Annotated in this window: 24 protein-coding genes, 6 tRNA genes and 3 other annotated features; of the genes, 26 read left to right on the plus strand and 4 right to left on the minus strand. The window is 29.6% G+C overall.

Annotated elements, in window-relative coordinates:
- The first annotated feature begins 174 nt into the window (after window positions 1-174).
- The 6 genes from NT01CX_RS04285 to NT01CX_RS04310 all read left to right on the plus strand — a co-directional run bounded on the left by NT01CX_RS04285 (window position 175) and on the right by NT01CX_RS04310 (window position 7,470).
- Complete coding sequence (locus NT01CX_RS04285; RefSeq protein ID WP_420834410.1) at window positions 175-1,344, plus strand: pyridoxal phosphate-dependent aminotransferase; 1,170 nt, start codon at window positions 175-177, stop codon at window positions 1,342-1,344.
- Between the two features lie 415 nt (window positions 1,345-1,759).
- Window positions 1,760-3,430, plus strand: a complete 1,671-nt coding sequence (locus NT01CX_RS04290) for a peptide ABC transporter substrate-binding protein (RefSeq protein ID WP_039243277.1) — start codon at window positions 1,760-1,762, stop codon at window positions 3,428-3,430.
- A gap of 151 nt (window positions 3,431-3,581) precedes the next feature.
- Window positions 3,582-4,532: an ABC transporter permease gene (locus NT01CX_RS04295; RefSeq protein WP_011721825.1), complete on the plus strand. Its 951-nt coding sequence runs from the start codon at window positions 3,582-3,584 to the stop codon at window positions 4,530-4,532.
- A gap of 12 nt (window positions 4,533-4,544) precedes the next feature.
- Entirely contained in the window at window positions 4,545-5,462 is a 918-nt protein-coding gene (locus NT01CX_RS04300; protein ID WP_011721826.1) for an ABC transporter permease, read from the plus strand.
- A 12-nt stretch (window positions 5,463-5,474) separates the two neighbouring features.
- On the plus strand, window positions 5,475-6,500 hold the full coding sequence (locus NT01CX_RS04305) for an ABC transporter ATP-binding protein (RefSeq protein ID WP_011721827.1): 1,026 nt from the start codon (window positions 5,475-5,477) through the stop codon (window positions 6,498-6,500).
- Window positions 6,493-7,470, plus strand: coding sequence for an ABC transporter ATP-binding protein (locus NT01CX_RS04310; RefSeq protein WP_011721828.1), 978 nt, complete (start codon window positions 6,493-6,495; stop codon window positions 7,468-7,470). The genes NT01CX_RS04305 and NT01CX_RS04310 overlap by 8 nt, the downstream gene beginning before the upstream one ends.
- 164 nt (window positions 7,471-7,634) lie before the next feature.
- Here NT01CX_RS04310 and dapB read toward each other — a convergent pair whose 3' ends face one another.
- From dapB to NT01CX_RS04325, 3 genes are read right to left on the minus strand one after another with little or no spacing between them, the layout of a single operon-like run.
- Entirely contained in the window at window positions 7,635-8,393 is a 759-nt protein-coding gene (dapB, locus tag NT01CX_RS04315; RefSeq protein ID WP_011721829.1) for a 4-hydroxy-tetrahydrodipicolinate reductase, read from the minus strand.
- A 4-nt stretch (window positions 8,394-8,397) separates the two neighbouring features.
- Window positions 8,398-9,288, minus strand: a complete 891-nt coding sequence (gene dapA / locus NT01CX_RS04320) for a 4-hydroxy-tetrahydrodipicolinate synthase (RefSeq protein WP_011721830.1) — start codon at window positions 9,286-9,288, stop codon at window positions 8,398-8,400.
- A 21-nt stretch (window positions 9,289-9,309) separates the two neighbouring features.
- Window positions 9,310-10,302, minus strand: coding sequence for an aspartate-semialdehyde dehydrogenase (locus NT01CX_RS04325; protein WP_011721831.1), 993 nt, complete (start codon window positions 10,300-10,302; stop codon window positions 9,310-9,312).
- 335 nt (window positions 10,303-10,637) lie between these two features.
- On the opposite strand from NT01CX_RS04325, the gene NT01CX_RS04330 reads away from it, so the two are divergent.
- The 10 genes from NT01CX_RS04330 (at window position 10,638) to NT01CX_RS11945 (ending at window position 14,733) form a co-directional block, all read left to right on the plus strand.
- Window positions 10,638-10,898, plus strand: coding sequence for a small, acid-soluble spore protein, alpha/beta type (locus NT01CX_RS04330; RefSeq protein WP_011721832.1), 261 nt, complete (start codon window positions 10,638-10,640; stop codon window positions 10,896-10,898).
- A gap of 117 nt (window positions 10,899-11,015) precedes the next feature.
- Window positions 11,016-11,756 carry a class I SAM-dependent DNA methyltransferase gene (locus tag NT01CX_RS04335; protein ID WP_011721833.1) on the plus strand — a complete coding sequence of 247 codons (741 nt, stop codon included), beginning with the start codon at window positions 11,016-11,018 and terminating at the stop codon, window positions 11,754-11,756.
- An 11-nt stretch (window positions 11,757-11,767) separates the two neighbouring features.
- Window positions 11,768-12,652 carry an Hsp33 family molecular chaperone HslO gene (gene hslO, locus NT01CX_RS04340; RefSeq protein ID WP_011721834.1) on the plus strand — a complete coding sequence of 295 codons (885 nt, stop codon included), beginning with the start codon at window positions 11,768-11,770 and terminating at the stop codon, window positions 12,650-12,652.
- A gap of 384 nt (window positions 12,653-13,036) precedes the next feature.
- Window positions 13,037-13,112 (plus strand) — tRNA-Val (locus NT01CX_RS04345).
- A gap of 15 nt (window positions 13,113-13,127) precedes the next feature.
- A tRNA-Asp gene (locus tag NT01CX_RS04350) sits at window positions 13,128-13,204 on the plus strand.
- An 8-nt stretch (window positions 13,205-13,212) separates the two neighbouring features.
- Window positions 13,213-13,288, plus strand: a tRNA-Phe gene (locus NT01CX_RS04355).
- A 7-nt stretch (window positions 13,289-13,295) separates the two neighbouring features.
- Window positions 13,296-13,370, plus strand: a tRNA-Gly gene (locus tag NT01CX_RS04360).
- A gap of 11 nt (window positions 13,371-13,381) precedes the next feature.
- A tRNA-Cys gene (locus NT01CX_RS04365) sits at window positions 13,382-13,456 on the plus strand.
- Between the two features lie 87 nt (window positions 13,457-13,543).
- Window positions 13,544-13,618, plus strand: a tRNA-Cys gene (locus NT01CX_RS04370).
- A gap of 215 nt (window positions 13,619-13,833) precedes the next feature.
- Entirely contained in the window at window positions 13,834-14,733 is a 900-nt protein-coding gene (locus tag NT01CX_RS11945; protein ID WP_011721835.1) for an HNH endonuclease, read from the plus strand.
- Between the two features lie 108 nt (window positions 14,734-14,841).
- Here the strand turns inward: NT01CX_RS11945 and NT01CX_RS04380 are convergent, their stop codons facing one another.
- Window positions 14,842-15,546 (minus strand): DUF6873 family GME fold protein, encoded by a 705-nt coding sequence (locus tag NT01CX_RS04380; RefSeq protein WP_011721836.1) that lies wholly within the window; start codon window positions 15,544-15,546, stop codon window positions 14,842-14,844.
- Between the two features lie 122 nt (window positions 15,547-15,668).
- On the opposite strand from NT01CX_RS04380, the gene ytxC reads away from it, so the two are divergent.
- From ytxC to pheT, 10 genes are all read left to right on the plus strand, one after another.
- Window positions 15,669-16,526 carry a putative sporulation protein YtxC gene (ytxC, locus tag NT01CX_RS04385; RefSeq protein WP_011721837.1) on the plus strand — a complete coding sequence of 286 codons (858 nt, stop codon included), beginning with the start codon at window positions 15,669-15,671 and terminating at the stop codon, window positions 16,524-16,526.
- Between the two features lie 83 nt (window positions 16,527-16,609).
- Window positions 16,610-16,847: a binding site (T-box leader), on the plus strand.
- Window positions 16,848-16,913: 66 nt separating this feature from the next.
- On the plus strand, window positions 16,914-18,827 hold the full coding sequence (thrS, locus tag NT01CX_RS04390) for a threonine--tRNA ligase (RefSeq protein ID WP_011721838.1): 1,914 nt from the start codon (window positions 16,914-16,916) through the stop codon (window positions 18,825-18,827).
- A 40-nt stretch (window positions 18,828-18,867) separates the two neighbouring features.
- Window positions 18,868-18,995 (plus strand) — a sequence feature (ribosomal protein L20 leader region).
- Window positions 18,996-19,094: 99 nt separating this feature from the next.
- A complete protein-coding gene (infC, locus tag NT01CX_RS04395; protein ID WP_039226791.1) occupies window positions 19,095-19,589 on the plus strand; it encodes a translation initiation factor IF-3 in 495 nt (164 codons plus the stop codon).
- An 18-nt stretch (window positions 19,590-19,607) separates the two neighbouring features.
- The gene (gene rpmI, locus NT01CX_RS04400) at window positions 19,608-19,805 is read left to right on the plus strand and encodes a 50S ribosomal protein L35 (RefSeq protein ID WP_011721840.1); all 198 of its coding nucleotides are present in this window, start codon (window positions 19,608-19,610) and stop codon (window positions 19,803-19,805) included.
- Window positions 19,806-19,834: 29 nt separating this feature from the next.
- Window positions 19,835-20,194 carry a 50S ribosomal protein L20 gene (gene rplT / locus NT01CX_RS04405; protein WP_011721841.1) on the plus strand — a complete coding sequence of 120 codons (360 nt, stop codon included), beginning with the start codon at window positions 19,835-19,837 and terminating at the stop codon, window positions 20,192-20,194.
- A gap of 90 nt (window positions 20,195-20,284) precedes the next feature.
- Window positions 20,285-21,628: a TrkH family potassium uptake protein gene (locus NT01CX_RS04410; protein WP_039238272.1), complete on the plus strand. Its 1,344-nt coding sequence runs from the start codon at window positions 20,285-20,287 to the stop codon at window positions 21,626-21,628.
- 12 nt (window positions 21,629-21,640) lie between these two features.
- Entirely contained in the window at window positions 21,641-22,303 is a 663-nt protein-coding gene (locus NT01CX_RS04415; RefSeq protein ID WP_039226788.1) for a potassium channel family protein, read from the plus strand.
- Between the two features lie 10 nt (window positions 22,304-22,313).
- Window positions 22,314-23,102: a TrmH family RNA methyltransferase gene (locus NT01CX_RS04420; RefSeq protein WP_011721844.1), complete on the plus strand. Its 789-nt coding sequence runs from the start codon at window positions 22,314-22,316 to the stop codon at window positions 23,100-23,102.
- A 74-nt stretch (window positions 23,103-23,176) separates the two neighbouring features.
- Window positions 23,177-23,398 (plus strand) — a binding site (T-box leader).
- A 52-nt stretch (window positions 23,399-23,450) separates the two neighbouring features.
- Window positions 23,451-24,470, plus strand: coding sequence for a phenylalanine--tRNA ligase subunit alpha (pheS, locus tag NT01CX_RS04425; RefSeq protein WP_011721845.1), 1,020 nt, complete (start codon window positions 23,451-23,453; stop codon window positions 24,468-24,470).
- 29 nt (window positions 24,471-24,499) lie between these two features.
- Complete coding sequence (pheT, locus tag NT01CX_RS04430; RefSeq protein ID WP_011721846.1) at window positions 24,500-26,875, plus strand: phenylalanine--tRNA ligase subunit beta; 2,376 nt, start codon at window positions 24,500-24,502, stop codon at window positions 26,873-26,875.
- Window positions 26,876-26,928 lie beyond the last annotated feature (53 nt).

Here is a 26,928-nt window from a genome sequence, read left to right on the forward strand (position 1 = left end):
TTATAATCAATATTGTCTGCAATTTAAAGTAAAATATATATTAGATTAAATAAAAATAATTAATAGGAATAAACTAATGTATACAATAAAATTAATATGTATTTTATTATGGACATATGTGTTGCAATAGAGTAAAATTTATAATAAAAGATAAATTTTACATTAAATCTTGAAATGAGGTATGCTGACGTGAAAAATATAATTTCAACTAATGTGCAAAATATTGAAATATCGGGAATAAGAAAGTTCTATAACAAAGTAGTAAAAATTGAAGATGCCATTTCTCTTACTTTAGGACAACCAGATTTTAATGTACCACAAAAGATAAAAGAAGCTATGATAAAGGCTATAAATGATAATAAAACAGCGTACACTTCAAATGCGGGTATAGAGGAATTAAGAAAAGAGATAGGTAATTATTTAATGGAAAAGTTTCATATTAAATATAATAAGGAAGAAATATGTTTAACTATAGGAGGAAGTGAAGCAATTTTATCTACTTTTATGGCGTTTATAAATAAAGGAGATAAAGTTTTAGTTCCAACTCCAGCTTATCCTGCTTATGAAAGTTGTATAAAACTTTTAGGGGGAGAAGTTATAAACTATCCTTTAAAAGAAGACTTTTCTATTGATCATGAATCATTAAAAAATATTATAGACATGGAACAACCTAAAATTATGATTTTATCATATCCTTGTAATCCTACAGGAGCTACTTTACTTAAAGAGGATAAAGAGAAACTATATAATTTAATTAAGGATAGAAAAATTCTAGTTATTAGTGATGAAATATATAGTGCTATTTCTTTTGAAGAAGAATATCATTCATTAGGACAATATGAGGATTTAAAAGAAAAGTTTGTACTTGTTAATGGATTTTCTAAAATGTTTTCTATGACAGGGCTTAGACTTGGATTTGTATGTGCTGATAAAAAGTATATAGATAGTATAGTAAAGGTGCATCAATATAATGTGTCTTGTGCTCCATCTATTGTTCAATGGGGAGCTTTAGAGGGAATTAGAAATTGTATAAGTGATGTTGAGTACATGAAGGAGAAGTTTAATGAAAGAAAAGATTATTTATATAATAGATTAGTGGCTATGGGATTAGAAGTGGAATATCCAAGAGGGGCTTTTTATATATTTCCAAGTATAAAGAAATTTAATATGAGCAGTGAGGAATTCTGTGAGAGATTATTAAATGAAGCTAAACTCGCAATAGTACCAGGCTCTGCTTTTGGAAAAGGCGGAGAGGGATTTATTAGAATTTCTTATTGTTATTCCTTAGAACAACTAAAAGAAGCCATGAGTAGATTAGAAAATTGGATTAAAAATTTAAAATAATTTTATAGTGTAAAGTGTAAATAGTGACGATTAATTATATTTATTTTATACATTTATAAATATAATTAATTATAAATTAAATTGTTAGAAAATTATAATTTGAGAAAGATTCAATGGAAATGTTTCATAGTGAAAAAAAATATTCCATTACTATAAGATACTAACTGGGAATAATGATAAAAATGGTAATAAAAATCCAAAAAAATATTAAAAATATTGACCAATTCTTTAAAATATGATATGATTTTTTAAAATAAATAATAAAATTAACAATTTAAGAATATATATTTATTGATTTTAGAATTTGTGGAAAATATTGTTTATGAAGGACAAAAAATATAAATTTGCATTTCAAACCTAAGATGCATTTATATTTATGCATAAATTATATATACAAACTAAGGGGGAATATAAGGTGAAGAAAAAAGTACTAGCAGTATTGCCAACTGCAGCCTTAGCGACAACAATGTTGTTTACAGGATGTGGAAGTGCGAGCAAAGGGGCTAAGGAAGCTGGAAAGACAACAGCTCAAAGTGGAGGTACTTTAAATGTTGATTTACCAGAAATAAAAACTTTAGACTCAGCTCAATCACAAGATAATATATCAGCAACTCCAATTGGGGCAGCATTTGAAGGACTAACAAGAGCTAATAATGGAAAAATGGAGCTTGCTGCAGCAAAAGAGTGTAAAGTCTCAGATGACAAAAAAACTTACACATTTACATTAAGAGATTTAAATTGGACTGACGGAAAGCCAGTAACAGCAAAAGACTTTGAATATGCATGGAAGAGACTTGTTGATCCAAAAACAAAGGCTCCATATTCAACATTTATAAATGGAATAGTTAAAAATGCATCTAAAATTTCAGAAGGAAAAGGAAATCCAGAAGAATTAGGAGTTAAAGCTAAAGATGATAAAACTTTAGTTGTAACACTTGAAAAACCAGTACCATTCTTCGAAGAGTTAACAGCATTCACAGCATTATTTCCAGTAAGACGTGATATAGTTGAAGCTCAAGGAGAAAAATACGGTTCAGATCCAACTAAAATGGTATTCAACGGACCATTCGTAGTAGAAAGTTGGCAAAAAGGTGGTAAAACTGTATTAAAGAAAAATGATAAATATTATGATGCTAAAGATGTAAAACTTGACGGCGTTGTATTCCAAGATATAAAAGAATTACCAACAAAATATCAAATGTTCTCAGCTAAACAATTAGATTCAATTGGAGCTACTGGAGAATATAGAGAAAAATTAAAGATGGATGGAGAAAAAGGAAAATGCGTATTTAAAACAGCAAAAACTCCTTCTGCATTCTACATGATATATAATATGAATGGAAAAAATAAATTACTTACTAATCCAAAAATAAGACTTGCTTTATCTTTAGCAATGGATAGAGAAACATATGTAAACAAGATTTATAAAAGAGGATTTGTAGCATATGGATTAATTCCTGAAACTATAAAATGTATAGATAAAGATTTTAGAGCAGAAGTTCCAGAACCATTAAAAGCTGTAATAGCTGAAAAGAAAGATCCAAAAGCATTATTCGTTGAAGGATTAAAAGAATTAAAAATGGATCCAGATCCATCTAAATATACTTTAAATTATATGTCACAAGGTGCAGCTGCATTTGACAAACAATCAGGTGAATATTTCCAAAATCAATGGAAAACAAAGATTGGTGTTAATGTAAACATAACACAACCTGCTAGTTTCTCTGATTACCTAACAAAATGTCAATCAGGAGAATTTGAAATAGCAATGTCAGGATGGGGTGCAGACTACAACGATCCATCTAGTATGACAGATGTATTCTCTAAATCTAATGGAAATAACCATAGTAAATACTACAATGCAAAATATGAAGAAATTATAGCTAAAGCAAATGCTGAATTAGATCCAGCTAAGAGACTTGATTTATTTAAACAAGCAGAACAATTATTAGTAGTTGAGGATGCAGGTATAGCTCCAGTATTCTACAAAGACTTAAGTTCAGCTGAACAAAATTATGTAAAAGGAATTCAAAATCCAGCATTTGGAGCAAGCATGGAACTTAAATGGGCTAGTATTGAAAAATAATTAACTGTTTACAAATATATTTTAAATACTACAACGAATAGTTTTCGTTGTAGTATTTATGTATTATTTATTATACATATATTATTAGCAAAGTATTTAAAAAGATTATGTTTTTAATATATACTTATTAATTTTAAAGAGGGGGAAAACAATGGCTAAATATATACTAAAGAGAATAGGGTATATGTTAATAACTTTATGGGTTATAATAACAGCTACTTTTTTCTTAATGAATAGTATACCCGGAGATCCAGTTATGGTGAAAGCTCAAAAACTACCTCCGGAAATGCAACAACTTATGAGACAACAGTATGGCCTTGATAAGCCATTAACAACTAGATACGTTATTTATTTGAAAAACTTAACTAAAGGACAATTAGGTGATTCTTTTATAACACCAGGTTATAATGTACAACAAATCATCAGCGAAAAGTTTCCTAATTCTGCAAGATTAGGGGTTCAAGCAGTATTTATAGGATTAGTTATAGGTGTTATATTAGGTATAATAGCGGCATTTAGAAGAAACAGTAATGTAGACTTCTTTGTAATATTCCTTGCAATTATGGGTGTATCAATACCAAGTTTCGTTTTGGCAGCATTACTCCAAAAGGGATTAGGTGGTACAGGTTCCCTTCCTATAGCAGGTTGGTACAATCCAGGGGATGGAATTGATGGATTTAAATTCACTGTGCTTCCAACAATAGCACTATGTTTTGGTAGTTTAGCAACTTATGCAAGATACATGAGAACCTCAGTTCTTGATGTAATAGGTAAAGATTATATAATTACAGCTAGAGCTAAAGGACTTTCACAAGGAGCAATTGCATGGAAACATATAATAAGAAATGCGATTTTGCCTATTATAACAATATTAGGGCCACAACTTGCGGCTATAATAACAGGTTCTATAGTAATAGAAAGAATCTTTGCGATACCAGGTATAGGAAATTCTATGATAGATGCTATACTTACAAATGATTATAATATCATAATGGGATTAACTATCTTTTATTCTGCTTTGTATATTGTATCTTTACTAATTGTCGATATTATGTACTCAGTAGTAGATCCAAGAATAAGACTAACAGGAGAAAAAAGGTAGGGGGATATTTAAATGGCTGAATTGAAAAAAGAACAATTTGAAATGATAGGTTGTGAGAATGAAAACTCTGAAGCTATTTTACGACCTAACATGACATATTGGCAAGATGCATGGAGAAGATTGAAACAAAACAAAGTAGCCATGTTTTCTATGGGGCTACTTATAGTTATAATTACAATGTGTATTATTGGACCGTATATAACTAAGCATGGTTACAGTGAACAAATTATGGAAAATATCAATTTAGAACCTAATGGTGAATATTGGTTTGGAACAGATAACTTAGGAAGAGATTTATTCTCAAGATTATGGATAGGTGGAAGAGTTTCTATTGCAATTGGTGTCATAGGAACTTTAATAGAAGTTGTTATAGGATGTATTTACGGTGGAATTAGTGGATACTTTGGTGGTAGAGTTGACGATATAATGATGAGAATTGTTGAAATACTAAACAGTATTCCATATATGATAGTAGTTATTATACTTTCAATTTACCTAGGACCAGGTATGTCATCACTTTTAATTGCACTATGTATAACTGGATGGACTGGTATGGCTCGTATGGTTAGAGGTCAGGTTCTTCAACTTAAACAGTCAGAATATGTACTAGCAGCTCAAGCTCTAGGTGGTTCATCTACAAGAATAATATTAAGACATTTAATTCCTAACACTATAGGAATAATCATAATATACATGACTTTCGATATACCAGGATTTATATTCTCAGAAGCTTTCTTAAGCTTTATAGGTCTTGGAATAAAACCTCCTGCTACAAGTTGGGGTGCAATGTGTGCCGCTGGTCAATCAGTAATGGATTTCTATCCATATCAATTAATATTCCCAGCAGCAGCTATATGTTTAACAATGCTTGCATTTAATTTATTAGGTGATGGACTAAGAGATGCTCTAGATCCAAAACTTCGTCAGTAGGGAGGATAAAATATGGATAATTTATTAGAAGTAAAAAATTTAAGAGTTTCTTTCCATACTTATGCTGGTGAAGTTCAATCTGTTAGGGGAGTAAACTTTAACTTAAATAAAGGTGAAACTTTAGCAATTGTTGGTGAATCAGGATGTGGAAAGACAATAACATCAAAAAGTATAATGAGATTAATACCAATACCACCTGGAGAAATCAAGGAAGGTTCAGAAATACTTTTTGAAGGTAAAGATATTGTAAAAATGTCAGAAAAGGAATTAAGAGATATAAGAGGCGGAAAGATAAGTATGATATTCCAAGATCCAATGACATCTCTTAACCCAACTATGAAAGTAGGAAAGCAAATAGCAGAAAGCTTAATTATTCATAAAGGAATGAATAAGCAAGATGCAATGAAAGAAGCATTAAGAATGCTAAAGGTTGTAAATATACCTAATGCTGAAAAAAGAATTAATCAATATCCTCATGAATTTTCAGGTGGAATGAGACAAAGAGTTATGATTGCTATAGCTCTTGCCTGCGATCCTAAAATATTAATTGCGGATGAACCTACAACAGCATTAGACGTAACTATACAATCTCAAATAATGGAACTTATTGCAGAACTTCAAGAAAAACTTGGAACAGCAGTTATACTTATAACTCATGACCTTGGAGTTGTTGCAAGTGTTGCACATAAAATTCAAGTAATGTATGCAGGTCAAATTATAGAAAGAGGAACAACAGATGAAATTTTCTATAATCCAAAGCATCCATATACATGGGCATTACTTCAATCAGTGCCAAGACTTGATACTAAAAACAAAGACAAACTATATTCATTAAATGGAACACCTCCAGATTTAGTACAGCCACCAAAAGGATGTCCTTTTGCATCTAGATGTGAATACTGTATGAAAATTTGTAAAGAGGCTATGCCAGAGGTTACTAAAATTAGTGAAACACAAGAAGTTTCATGTTGGTTACAACATCCAATGGCACCAGATGTTGAGCCTCCAATTAATTTAGGAGGTGGAACTAATGAATAATAATGAAAATTTAGTTGAAGTAAAGAATCTAAAAAAATATTTTAAAGTAGGAAAAAATGCTACATTAAAGGCAGTAGATGATGTAACTTTTAATATAAGAAAAGGTGAAACTCTAGGTCTTGTTGGAGAATCAGGATGTGGTAAGACAACTTGTGGTAGAACAGTTCTTGGACTTTATGGTGCTACAGGTGGAAAAGTGTTATTTGAAGGTGTGGATATTCATAGTCTTAAAGGCAAAGAAAAAAGAGAATTTACAAAACACGCACAAATAATATTCCAAGATCCATATGCTTCATTAGATCCTAGAATGACAGTAGGAGATATAATAGCAGAAGGAATAGATATTCATGGATTATATACAGGACAAGAAAGAACTGATAAAATCTATAAATTACTTGAACTTGTAGGACTTAATAAAGAACATGCTTCAAGATTTCCTCATGAATTTTCAGGGGGACAAAGACAAAGAATAGGTATTGCAAGAGCACTTGCTGTTGAACCTAAATTTATAGTGTGTGATGAACCTATATCAGCACTTGATGTGTCTATACAAGCACAAGTAGTTAACTTACTTATTGATCTTCAAAGAAAGTTTGATTTAACTTATCTTTTTATAGCTCATGATTTATCTATGGTTAAACATATTTCAGATAGAGTAGGGGTTATGTATCTTGGAAACATGGTAGAACTTGCTGATAGTGGTAAGCTGTATGCAAAACCACTTCATCCATATACTCAAGCATTACTTTCAGCAATACCACTTCCAGATCCAGAAGCTGAAAAATCAAGAAATAGAATAATGTTAGAGGGTGAAGTTCCGAGTCCTATAAATCCTAAGCCAGGATGTAGATTTGTAGCAAGATGTAGATATGCTACAGAAAAATGTTCTAAGGAAAGACCTGAACTTATAGAAGTTGAAGATGGACATTATGTTGCATGTCACTTAGTTAAGCCTTCAAAAGAAGACTAATATTTAAATAGAATATTAATGTTTTAAATAAAAACTCCTTATTTATTAAAAATAAGGAGTTTTCTTTATAGATTATAAAGCTAATATATTGTTTTTATTACTTATAGTAAATTAACAATAGAAAAAGAAAGAGAGTATAAGGGTTAATTATACTCTCTTTTGTATTAGTTTTTAGATTTTATGACATCGTCCATTGTATATAATCCGTTGTTTTTTCCGGCCATGTATTCACAAGCTTTTAAAGCACCCATTGCAAATACTTCTCTAGACAATGCTGTATGTTTTAATTCTATTATTTCTCCAGCACCGGCAAAAATAACTTCATGTTCTCCAACAATAGAACCACCACGAATAGCGTGGATTCCTATTTCATTTTTTTCTCTTTTCTTAATGCCATTTCTACCTTTGTTGAATACTGTATCTTCTTTTATAGAATCTTTTATTGTGTTTCCTAAAAGAAGGGCAGTTCCACTTGGTGCATCTACTTTTTGATTATGATGTTTTTCGATTATTTCTATATCATAATTTTCGTAAAGCATGGCACTTATGTCTTTTAGTATATTGTTAATTAAGTTTATACCAATTGACATATTAGCTGAGTGAAATACAGGTACTATCTTGCTATATTCATCTATTTTATCTAGTTGTTCTTTGCTATAACCTGTAGTGCATAATACAACAGGAAGGTTATTATCTTTAGAGTAAGATAATAGGGAATCTAATGCATCAGGTCTTGAAAAATCTAATACTACATCAGCATTAACATCACATTCAGTTATATTTTCAAATATAGGATATTTTAAGCTTTCGTCTTTAAATTTATCAATACCAGCTACTATAGATAATCCTTCAAAATTGTTTACGCTTTGAGAAATCATTTTTCCCATTTTACCAGAACAACCACTTAAAATTACTTTAGTCATGGAATTATGCCTCCCTTGAAGTCTTATTGTAGTTTTCTAAAGCATTTTTTAAAACTTCTAAATTGTTTTCTTCCATATCACATAAAGGAAGTCTTAAAGCACCAACATCCATTCCTTTTAAGTTCATTGCAGTTTTAATAGGAATAGGATTAGTTTCTATAAATAAAGAGTTTATTACATCTAGCATATCTAGTTGAATTTTTAGAGCTTCGTGAGTTTTACCATTCATATATAGATCACATATATCGTGCATTTCTTTTGGATATATATTTGCAGCAACTGAAATTACACCAATTCCACCAAGAGATAATAAAGGTACAACTTGATCATCATTTCCTGAATATAAATCTATTTTATCTCTACATAAAGCTTTCATTTCAACTAGTTGTGAAAAATTACCGCTAGCTTCTTTTATAGCTACAACATTATTTAAATCACATAACTTCAAAAGAGTTTTAGGAGTTATATTAAGCCCTGTTCTTGAAGGAACATTGTATAAAACTATTGGAATGTTGATAGAGTCATTTATTGCTTTAAAGTGTTCAAATATTCCTTTTTGAGTTGTTTTATTATAGTAAGGAGTAATTACAAGCACGCCATCAACTCCAATACTCTCAGCCCATTTACTCATTTTGATAGCTGCTTCAGTATTATTGCTACCAGTTCCAGCTATTACAGGAATTCTTTTATTTATAGTATCTACAGTAAATTTTATAGTTTCTTTTCTTTCTTCTTCAGTCATTGTTGATGCTTCGCCAGTAGTACCACAAACTATAATAGCATCTGTACCACATTCAACATGCCAGTTTAAGATTTCTTCTAATTTTTTAAAGTTTACTTTACCATCTTTAAAAGGAGTGACTAGGGCAACTCCAGAACCTTTAAATAAAGTCATATTTTATCCTCCTTGAAGTGATTATTTCATTGAAATTATTTTTTCTGCTATTTGAATAGCATTAGATGCAGCACCTTTTCTTATATTGTCAGCAACAACCCAAAGGTTTAATCCGTTATCTAAACTAAAATCACGACGAATTCTTCCAACGTATACTTCATCATGTCCTTCAGCATCTAATGGAAGAGGGTATACTAAATTTTTAACATCGTCTTTTAGTGATATGCCCTCAGTATTTTTATATAAACTAAAAATATCTTCTATTTCAAAAGGGTTTTCAAGTTCAACATTTATACTTTCGCTATGTCCATAAAATACAGGAACTCTAGCAGTTGTAGCTGTGATTTTGATATTGTTATCGTGGAAAATCTTTTGAGTTTCATTTATCATTTTCATTTCTTCTTTTGTATATCCGTTATCTAAGAAGTCATCTATATGAGGTAAGATATTTCCAGCTATAGGATGTGGAAATTTTGTTGGAGCTTCTCCGTTATAACCGTTTTTCAAATCATTAAATCCGCCAACACCAGCACCTGATACTGCTTGATAAGTTGAGTATACAATTCTTTTTATTCCGTATTTATCATATAAAGGTTTTAAAGCTACTACAGCTTGTATTGTAGAGCAGTTAGGATTTGCTATAATACCTTTATTTAATTTTATATCTTCCGGATTAACTTCAGGTACAACTAAAGGTACTTCTGGATTCATTCTCCAAGCACTACTATTGTCAATAACTATAGCGTTATATTTTGCGAATATTGGAGCGTATTCAAGACTTACGCTTCCACCAGCTGAAAATAGAGCAAAATCTATTTTTTTGTTCTTTATATTATCTTCTTTAAGTTCTTCTACTGTTATTTCACGATCTTTGAATTTAATAACTTTTCCTGCAGATTTTTTAGAAGCAAAAAAATAAAGATTGTCAATTGGAAAATTTCTTTCAGCTAAAACTTCGATAAACTTGTTTCCTACCATACCGGTAGCCCCTACTACGGCAACATTGTAATTCATAATAAATCCCCCTATGTTAATGTATTAATTATTCTATTCAAATTTAAAATTATATTATTTTAATATACATTAATATAATTATACAATGTAAATTTAAAAAAACAATTATTTTTGCGAATTTATATTAAATGTTAAGTATTATGTTTTGAATTTATCAATAGATTAAATAAAAATTTGAGATTATGGCAGTTAATGTTTAAATCATAGGATAATTCATACTATGTTTTTTAATTAAAAAATGATAAAGGTTATTTAAAATAAATTAAATTTTAGGGGGTATAAAATCTAGTAAATGGAAATACTAATACTAGTTTACTAGATGGGAGGAATTTTAAATGGGTAAAACACCATTAAAAAAAGTAATAAAAGCAAAATTAAAATCTAATACAGAATTAACTGAATTAGAAAAGTTAAGAGAAAAAATGAAATATGAAATAGCAGAAGAACTTGGACTAAAGGAAAAAGTTGACGCTGAAGGCTGGGGAGGTCTTACAGCTGAAGAGACAGGTAGAATAGGTGGAATCATGACAAAGAGAAAAAGAACATTAAAAGTACCTAAAAATGAAGAAATACAAAATATAGATGAGAAAAAATAATATATTTATAAAATTATTTGATTTTTAATGTTATTATATATTATATTAATCAAGTATTTATAGATAAATATTTACATTATAAAAGTAAAAAATATCACAAAGGGGGGAGAAAATAATATGAGTTGTTATAAGGAATTTGCTCATATATATGACAAATTAATTAATGGTGATATAAATTACTGTAATTGGGCAAAAATTATAGTAGATATATGCAAAGAATACAATATATCTAATGAAGATTATTTAGATTTAGCTTGTGGAACAGGAAATATGACTCAGGAACTTGCTAAGTATTTTAAACATATATGGGCAGTTGATATGTCACAAGAAATGCTTACAGAAGCTGAAGAAAAAATGAGAAAAGAGAAAATTAAAGCTAAATTAGTTTGCCAAGACATAAGTAAACTAAAGTTAAATAAGAAGTTTGATCTTATAACTTGCGCTTTAGATTCTACTAATTACATATTAGATGTAGAGGATTTGAAAAATTATTTTTCTTCGGTAAAAGAACATCTAAAAGATGATGGATTATTTATCTTTGACATAAATTCATATTATAAACTTACAAATATTTTGGGAAACAACATATATAACTACGATGATGATGATGTGGTTTATGTATGGGAAAATTTATTAGAAGATGATATTGTAGATATGTACATAACCTTTTTTATAAAATCAGGAGATGTATATAGAAGATTTGATGAAGAACATAGAGAAAGAGCATATAAAACAGAATTTATTGATAGCATTTTAGATGAAATAGGTTTTAGAGTAGAGAAGAAGCTAGACAACTATGAAAGTGATATTTTAAGTGATGATACAGAAAGAATAGTATATGTTCTTAAAAAGAAATAGGAGGGAAAAGTATGAGTGATAGACTTATAAAAGCAGTAGCAAAAGATGGACAGGTTAGAATAATAGTAGCTGATACTAGAGAGCTTGTAAACAAAGGAATTAAAATTCATAATTGTGCTCCTACAGCAGCTGCAGCACTAGGAAGAATGTTAACAGCAGGAGTTATAATGGGTTCTATGTTAAAATCAGATAAAGATGTTATTACTTTAAAAATTGATGGTGGCGGTGAAGCTAAAGGAGTTACAGTTACAAGTTATGCAAATGCTAACGTTAAAGGATATATAGGAAATCCATCAGTAGATTTAGAGGCTAATGCATTAGGAAAATTAGATGTAGGTGGGGCTATAGGTAAAAATGGTAGCTTACTTGTAATAAGAGACTTTGGTCTTAAAGAACCTTATGTAGGAAACGTGCCAATATATACAGGAGAAGTAGGAGATGACATTGCATACTATTTCACAGTTTCAGAGCAAACACCTACAGCTGTTGGTCTTGGAGTATTAGTAGATAAAGATTTAAGTATAAGAAAAGCTGGTGGCGTAATAATTCAGATGATGCCAGGTGCAGATGAGATGTTAGCAGATTTAATTACTTATAGATTACAAGATTTAGGTTCTATAACTAGTTTCCTTGATAGTGGAAAAACTATAGATGATATGCTTAATTTCTTATTTGATGATATGGATCTTAAAATACTTGAAGAAATGACACCAGAATATTCATGTGATTGTTCAAGAGAAAAAATAGAAAGAGCTCTAATTAGTATTGGAGAAAAAGATTTAAAAGAAATATATAATGATGGAAAAACAGAAGAAATAGTATGTCAATTCTGTGGTGAACATTATAAATTTACAAATGAAGAAATAGGAGAATTACTAAAAAACGTAAGAAAGTAATTATAAAATTAGTTATATAATAAAGTATCAGATATGAGACTCTATATATTGTTAATAGCTGAAAACATAGTATTTTAAAGCATTTTAATGGTATTGTAGGGTCTTTTTATTATAAAAGCATTTTAAAGGTTAAAAATATGAGAAAAAGTGAGAAAAAGATAAAAAAAAGGAGAAAAATATATTTAATTTCTAAGAATAACCCTTTATGGCGTTGACAACCAACCTGATATTTTATATTATAGTTATGCGCTAAGGGTTACCGGCCTTCACGAAATGAAGAAAAGGAAATCCAAAGCCAAAGAGTTTTTAAAGAAAAAAGAACTTAAAAAAGTTCTTGACAAGAAAAAAACTCTAAGATATAATAAATATTGTCGCTGATGACATGGGCGCATAGCTCAGCTGGGAGAGCATCTGCCTTACAAGCAGGGGGTCACAGGTTCGAGCCCTGTTGTGCCCACCATTTCATCAGTAATGTGGCCTAGTGGCTCAGTTGGTTAGAGTGCCGGCCTGTCACGCCGGAGGTCGAGGGTTCGAGTCCCTTCTAGGTCGCCATAATTTTAGGCTGGATAGCTCAGTCGGTAGAGCAGAGGACTGAAAATCCTCGTGTCCCTGGTTCGATTCCTGGTCCAGCCACCAAATAAATGCGGGAGTGGCTCAGTGGTAGAGCGTCACCTTGCCAAGGTGAACGTCGCGAGTTCGAATCTCGTCTTCCGCTCCAAAATATAATAAGGCGCTATAGCCAAGTGGTAAGGCACGAGTCTGCAAAACTCTGATTCCCCAGTTCAAATCTGGGTGGCGCCTCCAAACATCTTTTTAAAATGATGTTTTTGAAATAATAAAGTAACAAATTTATTAAAAATGAATAATATGTAGTATGCAACAAAATAATGCGGCGCTATAGCCAAGTGGTAAGGCACGAGTCTGCAAAACTCTGATTCCCCAGTTCAAATCTGGGTGGCGCCTCCAAAACATCAATTTAATATTGATATAATGAAAACTCCTTGATTTCAAGGAGTTTTGTTGTTTTTTGAAAAGATAAAATAAGGATATTACAAGGTAACTTATGAAATTCATAAAGGGTCAAAATATGCATAATTTATAGTCAAGTTCAATATGTGAGCTTATTTTACAAAAATATGATATAATAGTAATATAAACAAATGGGAAAAGAGGGAGAAAGCATGTCCGTTATAATTATGTTGTTTATAGTTTGGCAAATATATAAATATGCGTATTATAAAGGTAAAAATTTTAATAAATTAAAACAAGATTTAAATAATTACATTATAAATTGTAATGAATTAAACCAGCATATTGAAGAATTAAAAAATACGTATTTAGACGTTAAAAAAAATAATTATGGAATTGCGCAATTAAATGATTCAAGTAGATATAATTTTAAAAGAAAAGAACAATTAAAAGCAAGAAAATCAGAATATATTTATGAATGCTCTGCAACTGTATGTAAGAATGCAGAAATGCAACCTTTTAAATATTTATGCAAGTACTTTAATATTAAAGCAAATGAAGAATCGCTACAAAGTTTTGAAAATATTTTAAATAATTTTTCGGCTGCTGAAGAAGGAAAGAAATTACTTAGTAATGAACTTGAAAAGATTAAAAAATCTATCAAGCATGATGTACCATTTCTTATTAGAACATTTAATGGGAAAAAGTTTATGCGGAAATTAGGATTTAAGGAAATTGATTTTAGTACATTATACTTCCCTGTATATACATTTAGATATGTAAGTCCTGGTGGAAATAAATCTATTAGTTGTGATATTGAATTAGATTTAGATAATTTAAATTATTTTGTAGAATATCTTTCACAAGTTGTTAAATTTAAAAAAAGTGCAGCAGGACAAAGGGCATTAATGACTTCAAAATTAAGAGAAAAGATAAAAAAGAGAGATAATTATACTTGTCAAAAGTGTGGATTATCTACAAGAGATGAAAAGAATCTATTATTAGAAATTGATCACATAATACCTATTTCAAAGGGTGGTATGTCTACAGAAAAAAATTTACAAACTCTTTGTTGGAAATGTAATCGTAAAAAGGGTGCAAAATTAAATTAATTATATTACAATTATACTTTTGAAAAAATATAAATTTTATATAAAAAAGTTAAAGTCCTTGATTTTAAGGACTTTAACTTTTTTGAAGTATTGAGTAATTTAAGTATTCTAAACCCTAAAAATACTTCCTCTATCTATTAATTTCCCTTTTCTTAAAAATACCGGTTCTACTTTATGCTTTTTTAAGAAATTCAAAACTTCTTTTCCGTAAATATAATTTTTAAGATCTCCATAGAAGGCTAAAGTGTTATTCTCAATTAACCCGCAAGTGCCTCCAATGAAACCATAATCAAGTCCTGGAAGTTCAATGTCACCAGGGGGTAAAAGTAACACATCAATATTTTCATCTTTAAGAGCTTTAGCTATAGTGGTATCACTTGTCATTATGGCATTATCATTTACTATTGCAGTAGAGCATTTAGTATACCCTTGTTTTGTATTAATTAATTTTTTCTTTTCTTTTTTTATTTCATTTAATAAAACTTTGTCTGTATTCTTTAAATAATGAACAAAATAATCTGAAAGATTAACAGCGTTTAGAATTATGTCTTTTGGATATTTTGAGTCTAATGAATTTTTAGATAAAATTACGTTCATACCTAAGGTTTTAAGTGATTCTATAAAGTTATTAGGTGTATCTTTGTGAACTATAATATTTTTTTTATTAATTATGTGCATTAGTATATCAGGATGCCCACATATAGCATAATATAGTTTATTAGAGGAAGGACAAGTTATTATTTTATAGCCTAAATTTATTAAAAAGCTTTTTTCTTCTTCTGATATTCTGTAATCTACAATTAATGTTTTCATATATATCACCCTAATAAATATAACATTTTAAAAATAATTATGTCTATAAAATAGAAAATTTTATTTGTATTGAATAGCCTTTGAATTTAAACACATACTAATTCCAGGAAGGAGTGTATTGTGTGTTATTACTGACAATTATATGTGACAATAAAGAAGATATAATATATGATTTAAACAAGATGAAGATATATTTCGAAGAAAAAGGCATAATACTTGGGATTTATGAAAATATAAGTGCTGATTTACACTTTATAAAAATATTTTGTAAAGAAAATGAATTAGATACAAAACAAAAAAATAAATTTGGTTTATATATATCAAATATTATATATAATATTGTTGTTAAAAAGTTTTATAGAGAAGAATTGTATTCTTATTTAACAGACTCATACTTTTTCTTAAAATATGATGAAATGCAAGAAGTTATGGATAGAACTATAGAGATTTTAAATAATACAGAGAAAATTACTGATGAAGATGCTATATATTGCATGAATAAAAAGAATAATATAATAAATAAAATAAAAGAATGTGTAGATGAAAATTCAACAATTAATATAAATGGATTTCTTACCTTTAGAATGAAGGAATTAAGAGGAGACTTTGAAAGTATAGTAAACAAAGTTGTAGAAAAATATGTATCTCAAAGGGAATATGATGAGTTTATAAAACTTCTAAAGTATTTTGTTGATGTACAAGAAAATAAAATAAAAGAAGTGAATATAACTATAAAAGAAGATGGAAGTTATATAATAGAAGATGATAAGGGAAAAGACCTTATGAATGATATAATAGGAGAACTCGCAGGCATCAATAGTATTGAAGATGTTCAAGTGGATGATCTTATTATAAGTGGACTTATAACTTATTGTCCTAAAAATATAATAATACACCGAAGGAAAAATTCCAAAAATAAAGAAATGATAAATACTATTGAAAAAGTTTTTGAAAACAGAGTTAAATTTTGTGAAAATTGAAAAAATATATTGCAATAAAAATATAAAAAATAAAATTATTGACAGTTTAAAATATTAATACTATAATTTATAAAAAAGATAATTTAAAGACAATGATAAGGAAGAGTAAATAAAATACTGTTCTAAGAGAGAAAAATCCATTGGCTGTAAGATTTTTTGTTCAAGTGTTATTGAAAACCACCTTTAAGTTGAGTATTGAAATATTAGTAGATATTTTCCGCCGCAAGCGTTAAAAGCTATGAGATAACAATAATAATGTATACAAATATATTATACTTTATTGTTAATTTGGGTGGAATCGCGATAAAACTCGCCCCATTTTTGGGGGCGAGCTTTTTGTTTTTTGATTAAAAATTTTATACATAAATTTAGTAGGGAGGAAGAAATATGATAAAAATAACTTTAAAAGATGGAAAAGTATTAGAAGTTGAAAAAGGCTTAACAGTTTCAGAAATAGCTGCTAGAATAAGCACTTCATTAAGAAAAAAAGCTTTAGGAGCTAAAATAAATGGAGAAAAAGCTGAACTTATGGATGTTATAAATGAGGACAGCACTTTAGAAATATTAACTTTTGAAGATCAAGAAGGAAAAGATACTTTAAGACATACAGCATCACATATACTTGCTCAAGCAGTAAAAAGATTATACCCAGAAGTTAAACTTGCAATAGGACCTTCAATAGAAAATGGATTCTATTATGACTTTGATGCAGAGTTTTCTTTCACTCCAGAAATTCTTGAAAAAATAGAAAAAGAAATGAACAAAATAGTTAAAGAAAATCTACAACTTAAAAAATTCACTAAGTCAAGAGAAGATGCAATTAACTTTATGAAAGAAAGAAATGAAGATTACAAAGTAGAACTTATAGAAGATCTACCAGAAGAGTCAATAATTTCATTCTATGAACAAGGAGATTTTGTAGACCTTTGTGCAGGACCTCACGTACCATCAACTAAAGAAGTTAAAGCTATAAAATTACTTTCTGTAGCAGGTGCTTATTGGAGAGGAAATGAAAACAATAAAATGTTACAAAGAATCTATGGAACAGCATTTACTAAAAAAGCGGAACTTGAAGAATATCTTCACATGCTTGAAGAAGCTAAAAAGAGAGACCACAGAAAACTTGGAAAAGAATTAGGATTATTTGATCTTAAAGAAGAAGGTCCAGGATTCCCATTCTTCTATCCAAAGGGAATGATTTTAAGAAATACTCTTGAAAACTACTGGAGAGAAATGCACGAAAAAGCAGGATACGGTGAAATAAGAACACCTATTATATTAAATGAAAAATTATGGCATCAATCAGGCCACTGGGATCACTACAAAGAAAATATGTACTTCACTAAAATAGATGGAGAAGACTATGCAATAAAACCAATGAACTGTCCAGGATCTATATTGGTTTATAAGAGCGATCTTCACTCATATAGAGAATTACCTATAAGACTTGGAGAACTTGGTCTTGTTCACAGACATGAATATTCAGGTGCATTACACGGACTTATGAGAGTTAGAAACTTTACTCAAGATGATGCTCATATATTTATGACAAAAGAACAAATTACTTCAGAAATATTAGGAGTAATTAAGATGATAGACAATTTCTACAGCCTATTTGGATTTGAATATTTCGTAGAACTTTCAACTAGACCAGAAGATTCTATGGGAAGCGATGAAGATTGGGAAGCAGCAACAAATGGTCTTATAAAAGCATTAAATGAAGCAGGTCTTGAATACAAGATTAACGAAGGAGACGGAGCATTCTATGGTCCAAAGATCGACTTCCATTTAAGAGATTGTTTAGGAAGAACTTGGCAATGTGGAACAATTCAATTAGATTTCCAAATGCCAGAAAGATTTGATTTAAGCTATGTAGGAGCAGATGGAGAAAAACACAGACCAGTAATGGCTCACAGAGTTATATTCGGAAGTATAGAAAGATTTATAGGAATTTTAACAGAACACTATGCAGGAGCATTCCCAACATGGCTTGCACCAGTACAAGTTAAAATAATGAATATAACAGATAATCAAGTTGAATACTGCAAAGAAATTCAAAAAGTATTAAATGAAAATGGAATAAGAGTAGAACTTGATTTAAGAAATGAAAAAATAGGATACAAAATCAGAGAAGCTCAGCTTCAAAAGATACCTTACATGCTAGTTCTTGGAGATAAAGAAATGAACGAAAAGACTATAGCAGTAAGAGCAAGAAAACAAGGAGATCTTGGAGCAATGAATTTAACTGACTTTGTTGCTATGGTAAAAAAAGAAATAGAAGAAAAAACAAATTGTTTATAAAAAACAGTTGACTTTATAAATTATATATAGTACAATACTATTCGTTAAGAAGAAACTAAGCTGTTTCTCACCTTACAGCACAGCTAGTAAGGTTATACATTCATTTCAAGTTATTTTATTTTATGTGAATTGTATAGGACGGCTTAGAAGCCGTCCTTTTTATTTTGTAATATAAATAGAGTCTATAATTAATAGTTAAATATAAAAGTAATTATAGAAGTTTTGAGTTTTTTTCGGAGGTGAAAGAGTATTAAGAAAGAAAGCCTTATAAATGAACAAATAAGAGAAAAAGAAGTAAGACTTATAAGTGAGACTGGAGAACAACTTGGTGTTTTAAATACTAGAGAAGCTTTAAAGATGGCAGAAGAAAAAGAGCTTGATTTAGTTATGATAGCATCAAACAGTACTCCACCAGTTTGTAAGATAATGGATTATGGCAAGTACTTATACGAACAAACAAAAAAAGTTAAGGAAGCCAAAAAGAAACAAAAAGTTATAAATATAAAAGAAATCAGATTAAGTCCAACTATTGAAAAGCATGATATAGAAATCAAGGCTAATAGAACAAGAAAATTCTTACAAGCAGAAAATAAAGTTAAAGTCACTGTAAGATTTAGAGGAAGAGAAGCTGATTATTCCTATAAAGGAAAAAAAATATTAGATCAATTTGTATCTGAGATAGAAGATGTCTGTGTTATTGAAAAACCAGCTAAACTAGAAGGTAGAAATATGATTTTGATATTAGCTCCAAAAAGAGCTTAATTGAAAGGAGGAACTAATATGCCTAAAATGAAAACTCATAGAGGTGCAGCAAAAAGATTTAAGAAAACTGGAAGTGGAAAACTTAAGAGAGCTAAAGCTTTTAAGAGCCACATATTAACAAAGAAATCATCAAAAACTAAGAGAAATCTTAGAAAGAGCGGTCTTGTATCAGAAGCTCAAGAAAAAGTAATGAAGAAATTATTACCATATCTATAAGATAGTTCGTACAGAAGGAGGTTTGTTTAATGGCAAGAGTAAAAAGAGCTATGCACGCTCGTAAAAAACATAAAAAGATATTAAAACTTGCAAAAGGTTACTATGGAAGAAGAAGTAGAACTTTCAAGAATGCTAATGAAACAGTATTAAGAGCAATGAATTTTGCTTATGTAGGTAGAAAATTAAAGAAGAGAGATTTCAGAAGACTTTGGATTGCTAGAATAAACGCAGCAGCAAGAATGAATGGTTTATCTTATTCAAAATTCATGAATGGAATCAAACTAGCTGGAATTAACATGAACAGAAAAATGCTTTCAGAAATCGCTATAAATGATGAAAAAGCATTTGCTGATTTAGTAGAAGTAGCTAAAAAGCAATTAAACGCTTAGTATTAAAATGCGGCCTTTGAGCTGCATTTTATTTTTATTTTGACAAAAATACTTTAAATGATATAATTCTTAATAAATGTATATTTAGGGGTGACAAAGTTGAAAAAAGGATATAAAAGAAGGTTTACTCCTGTTCAAACATTAGCACTGGGATTTTTTATACTTATTATGATTGGATCTATGTTATTGATGTTACCTATCGCATCTAAAAATGGGAGTAGTACTCCTTTTATTGATGCATTCTTTACCTCAACTTCCGCAGTTTGTATAACAGGACTTACAACGGTTAATACTGCTGCACATTGGAATTATTTCGGTACCACTGTTATAATAGCTCTTATTCAAATAGGTGGACTTGGATTTATGTCCTTTGCGACTTTATTTGCATTAATACTTGGAAAAAGGATTACATTAAAAGAGAGACTGATAATGCAAGAGGCAATGAACTCTTTTTCTCTTCAAGGGCTCGTAAAATTAGCTAAATACATACTTATTTTTACTTTTTCTGTTGAGGGTATAGGTGCACTATTTTTGTCTACTAAATTTATTCCAAAATACGGTTTATTAAAGGGTATTTATTTTAGTTTATTCCACTCTATTTCTGCCTTTTGTAATGCTGGATTTGACCTTACAGGAGATAGTTTAGTACCTTATTATAACAATACAGTAGTAATACTTACTATATCATTTTTAATAATTATAAGTGGACTTGGTTTTTCAGTTTGGGCTGAAATATATAATTATAAGGGTGTAGGAAACTTTTCTACTCATTCTAAAGTAGCAATTGCTATGACTTTATTTTTAGTTATATCTGGTTGGGCATTAATGTACTTATTTGAAATGAGAAATCCCGAAACAATTCAGTACATGTCTTTTAAAGGAAAGATATTGTCTTCATTTTTTGCATCTGTATCTCCTAGAACCGCTGGGTTTTATTCGGTGAATTTACCTAATATGACGCTAGCTGGAAAGGTGCTTACTATAATACTTATGTTTATAGGAGGTTGCCCTGGAGGAACAGCTGGAGGAGTAAAAACAACAACTATTGGTATTTTAATGATGACAATTGTATGTGTAATTAAAAATAGAGAAGATACTGAAATATTTGAGAGAACTATAGGAAAGAACCTAGTATATAAAAGTTTTGTAATTGCTACACTAGCTATGGGAGTTGTAATTATAGATACTGTTATATTATCTTTTACGGAAACAGGAGCATCTTTAGAATATATTTTATATGAAATAACTTCTGCATTCGGAACCGTAGGATTGACTTTAGGACTTACACCACAACTTAGTGTTATTGGGAAATTTATTATATGTGCAACTATGTATATAGGAAGAATAGGACCTCTTACTTTGATTATGGCGTTATCTAGTAAAAAGGATAAAAATTTAATAAAATATCCAGATGGTAAAATATTAGTTGGATAGAGGGTGAATATATTGAAAAAGAGACAGTTTGTTGTAATTGGTTTAGGAAGATTTGGAAGTTCTATTGCAAAAACATTATATTCATTAGGAAATGATGTTTTAGCAATTGATTTAAATGAGGAAACAGTGCAAAACATAGCAGATAGTGTAACTCACGCTGTTCAAGCTGATTCCACAGATGAAAATAGTCTTAGAACACTTGGAATAAGTAATTTTGATGTGGGAGTTGTTACAATTGGATCAAATGTTCAAGGTAGCATAATGACAGCACTTTTAACAAAAGAACTTGGCGTAAAGTGTATAATTGCTAAAGCTCATAATGAATTACATGCAAAAGTTTTAAAGAAAATAGGTGTTGATAGAGTTATTTTCCCAGAAAGAGATATGGGAGTTAGGGTTGCTCACAACTTAGTTTCTTCAAATATATTAGATTATATAGAATTATCTCAAGATTATAGTATAGCTGAAATATCTAGTCCTAAAGAGTGGCATGGAAAAACTCTTAAGGAATTAGATATGAGATCACAATACGGTATAAACGTTATGGCATTAAAGAGAAATAATGAAGTCAATATTTCACCTTCAGCAGATGACATAATAAGAACTGGAGATATTATTGTTGCCATAGGAGGAATAGAGGAACTTAATAGACTTGAGAATAAAATAAAAAAGTAGGAGTACTCTTATGAATTTAATTGAAAGTAAGGACAATACATTAATTAAATATGTGAGAAAATTACGCAAAAAAAAGTATAGAGTACAAGAAGAAAAATTTCTTGTAGAAGGTTTTAGATTTGTAGAAGAAGCATTAAAATCTACTTTTCAAGTTTCGCATATGTTAATAGCAGAGAGTGCTATTGAAAAATGCAATTCATTTAATATACTTAATTCGGTAGATGAAAATACTAAAGTTTCTTTAGTAAAAGATGAAATATTAAAAGAATTATGTGAAACTAACAATCCTCAAGGAATTATAGCTGTAGTTGATAATAAAAAAATTAGCATAGAAGATAAAAATGGGTTTTATATTTTAATTGATAAAGTGCAAGATCCAGGTAACATGGGTACTATAATTAGAAGTGCAAATGCAAGTGGGGCACTGGGGGTTATAGTGACTAAGGGTACTGTGGATATATATAATGATAAAACTCTAAGATCTACCATGGGTTCTATTTTCAAAATTCCTATTATAGAAGATAATGATTTTGAAGTTATAAATGATCTTAAATTAAAGGGATTTAAACTTATAGTAAGCTCCCTTGATACAGAAAATAATTTTTTTGATATCGATTTAACTAAAAAAGTTATAATATGTGTAGGTAATGAAGGAAATGGAGTAAGTGATGAAGTATATAATTTAGGCGATGAGAGGGTTAAAATACCTATGCCTGGTGATGCGGAATCATTAAATGTTGGAGTTGCAGCTAGTATAATGATGTATGAGGTAGTTAGACAAAATCATAATAATCAATAAATAAAAAAATTATTTGATATTTTAGATTATTATGGTTATAATAATATTTAAGTTTTGTTATATAAAACACTATATTTTAAACTATGATAGAGAGAGTAGATATAGAAATTTTTAAAGGGAGAAAAAGTCATAGACTGAGAGCTTTTTCAAAAGGAATATATTGAAGTTCACTCTGGAGTTCTAAGTGTGAAATTAAAGTAGCATTTAGCGGCATATGTCGATAAAATCTCAAGAGAATTGAAAATTGATATTTTCAATTAATAAGGGTGGTAACGCGGAATAACTTCGTCCCTAGTTTTGGGGAGGGAGTTTTTTTATGTGTTCAAATAAATGGAAAGGAGTATTAAAATGAAAGAAAAATTACAACAGATCAAAAATACTGCTTTAGAAGAATTAAACAAAATCTCAAACAAAGCAGAACTTGAAAACATTAGAGTTAAATATTTAGGTAAAAAAGGTGAACTTACTCAAATATTAAGAGGAATGGGTAAATTATCATCACAAGAAAGACCAGTTATAGGAAAACTTGCAAATGAGGTTAGAGGAAGCATAGAAGAACTTATAGAAAAAGCTGTAACTGAAATAAAGCTTAAAGAAAAAGAAGCTAAATTAAAAAATGAAGTAATAGATATTTCAATGCCAGGAAGAAAACAAACTGTAGGAAGAAAAAATCCACTTCAACTTACTTTAGATAGCATAATGGATATATTTATATCAATGGGATTCTCTATAGAAGAAGGACCAGAAGTAGAAAAAGATTACTACAACTTTGAAGCACTTAATATACCTAAGAACCATCCAGCTAGAGGAGAACAAGATACTTTTTACATAAATGATGATGTAGTATTAAGAACACAAACTTCTCCAATACAAGTAAGAACAATGGAAAATCAAAAACCACCTATAAAGATGATAGCACCAGGAAAAGTTTATCGTTCAGATTCTGTAGATGCTACTCACTCACCAATATTCTATCAAATAGAAGGACTTGTAATTGATAAAGGAATAACTTTTGCAGACCTTAAAGGAACACTAGAATTATTTACAAAGAAAATGTTTGGTGAAAAAATGCAAACTAAATTTAGACCTCACCACTTCCCATTCACAGAACCATCTGCTGAAATGGATGCAACATGTTTCGTCTGCGGAGGAAAAGGATGTAATGTATGTAAAAACAGTGGATGGATTGAACTTTTAGGATGTGGAATGGTTCACCCTGACGTTTTAAGAAATTGTGGAATCGATCCAGAAGTATATAGTGGGTTTGCCTTTGGATTTGGACTTGACAGAATGGTAATGCAAAAATACGAATTAGATGATATAAGATTATTATACGAAAGTGATATGAGATTTTTAAATCAATTCTAGAAGAAATAATACATAAGGAGGAAATTTAAATGTTAGTACCAGTAAATTGGTTAAAAGATTATGTTGACATAAATATATCACCTCAAGAATTAGGAGATGCCCTAACTCTTTCAGGATCAAAAGTTGAAGAAGTTATAGTAACAGGTGATGTAATAAACAAAGTAGTAACAGGAAAAATAATAAAAATAGAAAAACACCCAGATGCAGAAAAGCTATCTATATGTCAAGTAGATGTTAATGCAGAAGAACCTATTCAAATAGTAACAGCAGCTACAAATATGAAAGAACAAGATGTAGTACCAGTAGCATTACATGGTTCAACTTTAGCTGATGGAACTAAAATAAAGAAAGGTAAACTAAGAGGGGTACCTTCTAATGGAATGTTCTGTTCAGAAGAAGAACTTGGAATAGCAGGAGATGAACCTGTTGTAGGACTTATGATTCTACCAGAAAACACTCCACTAGGAAAAGAAATGAAAGAAGTTATAGATCTTGAAAAAGCATCTATAGACTTTGAAATAACATCTAATAGACCAGATTGTTTAAGCATAATTGGTATTGCAAGAGAAGTTGCTGCAACACTTGGAACTTCTTATAGAAAACCTATCACAGAATACAAAGTACAAAATAGCGAAAACATAAACAATACTTTAAAAGTAGAAGTTAAAGATAATCTTTGCAGAAGATATATGGCAAGAGGAATTAAAAACGTAAAAATAGCTCCATCACCTTCTTGGATGCAAGAAAGATTATTAGAAGCTGGTGTAAGACCAATAAACAATATAGTTGATATAACAAACTTTGTTATGATAGAGCTTGGTCAACCAATGCACGCATTTGATAGAAGAGAAATAACTTCTAATACTATAGTTGTTGAAAGAGCTAAAAATGGAGAAAAATTCATAACTTTAGATGAAGAAGAAAGAGAATTAAATGAAGAAATATTAAACATCAAAGATGGAGATAGAACAATAGCACTTGCTGGTATAATGGGCGGATTAAACTCAGAAGTTAAAGAAGATACAACTGAAGTAGTTTTTGAATGTGCAAACTTTGATGGAACTAACATAAGAGTTTCTTCTAAAAAATTAAATTTAAGAACTGAAGCTTCAGGAAAATTTGAAAAAGATTTAGATCCAAATGCAGTAGAAGAAGCTATGAATAGAGCTTGTCATTTAATAGAAGAACTAGGTGCTGGAGAAATTATGGAAGGTACCATAGATGTTTACAATGAAAAAAAAGAAACTCACACTGTAACTGTTGATTCAAACTGGATAAATAGATTTTTAGGTACTGATATTTCAAAAGAACAAATGAAAGAGTACCTAGATAGATTAGAACTTTCAACTGAAATAAGTGGAGATGAACTTGTTATAACTGTTCCTACATTTAGATGTGATATAAACATAAGAGAAGATGTAGCAGAAGAAATAGCAAGAATATATGGATACAATAATGTAGAAACTACAATTCCAAGTGTAGAAACATTAAGAGGCGGAAAGAGCACAAAACAATTACTACAAGATAAAATTGTAGACACATTAATAGCAAGTGGTCTTAACCAATCTATAGCTTATTCATTTGTAAGTCCTAAAGTATTTGACAAAATTTTAGTTCCTGAAGATAGTGAACTTAGAAAAGTTGTTACTATAAGAAATCCTCTTGGAGAAGATTATAGCATAATGAGAACAACATCAATTCCTTCTATGATGGAATCACTAAGCAGAAACTATTCAAGAAACAATGATGAAGTGAGATTATTTGAAATTGGAAAAGTTTATATACCAAATGAAGATGAAACTGAACTTCCAGAAGAAAGAAATATAATCTCATTAGGAATGTACGGAAATGTAGATTACTTAGATATAAAAGGTGTAGTTGAAAACATAATAGATGCACTTGGAGTAGAAAAAGTAAAATTCCAAAGAGAAAGCGAAAATCCAAGCTTCCATCCAGGAAAAACAGCAGCACTTTACATTAAGAAAGAATTTGTTGGTGTAGTTGGAGAAATTCATCCAGATGTTGCAGAAAACTATGAAGTAGATGAAAGATGTTACGTTGCAGAACTTAATATGGATGTATTATTAAAACATGCTAAGGTACAAAAGAAATATACTCCATTACCAAAATTCCCAGCTGTTACAAGAGATTTAGCTGTTTTAGTTGATAGAGACATACTTGTACAAGAAATACAAGATGTAATTCAAAATCAAGGTGGCAAACTTTTAGAAAGTGCTAAATTATTTGATGTATATGAAGGAAAACAAATACCAGATAATAAGAAGAGCATTGCGTATTCATTAGTTTATAGAGGAGATAGAACTCTAACAGACAAAGATGTAAATAAAGTTCATGATAAGATAGTAAAAGCTTTAGAAAACAAGCTAGGAGCAGAGCTTAGATAAATTCATATTTCATATATTTAAAAAATGTGTTAAAATGTAAATAAATAGTTTTT

Source organism: Clostridium novyi NT, assembly GCF_000014125.1.
Classification (GTDB): domain Bacteria; phylum Bacillota; class Clostridia; order Clostridiales; family Clostridiaceae; genus Clostridium_H; species Clostridium_H novyi.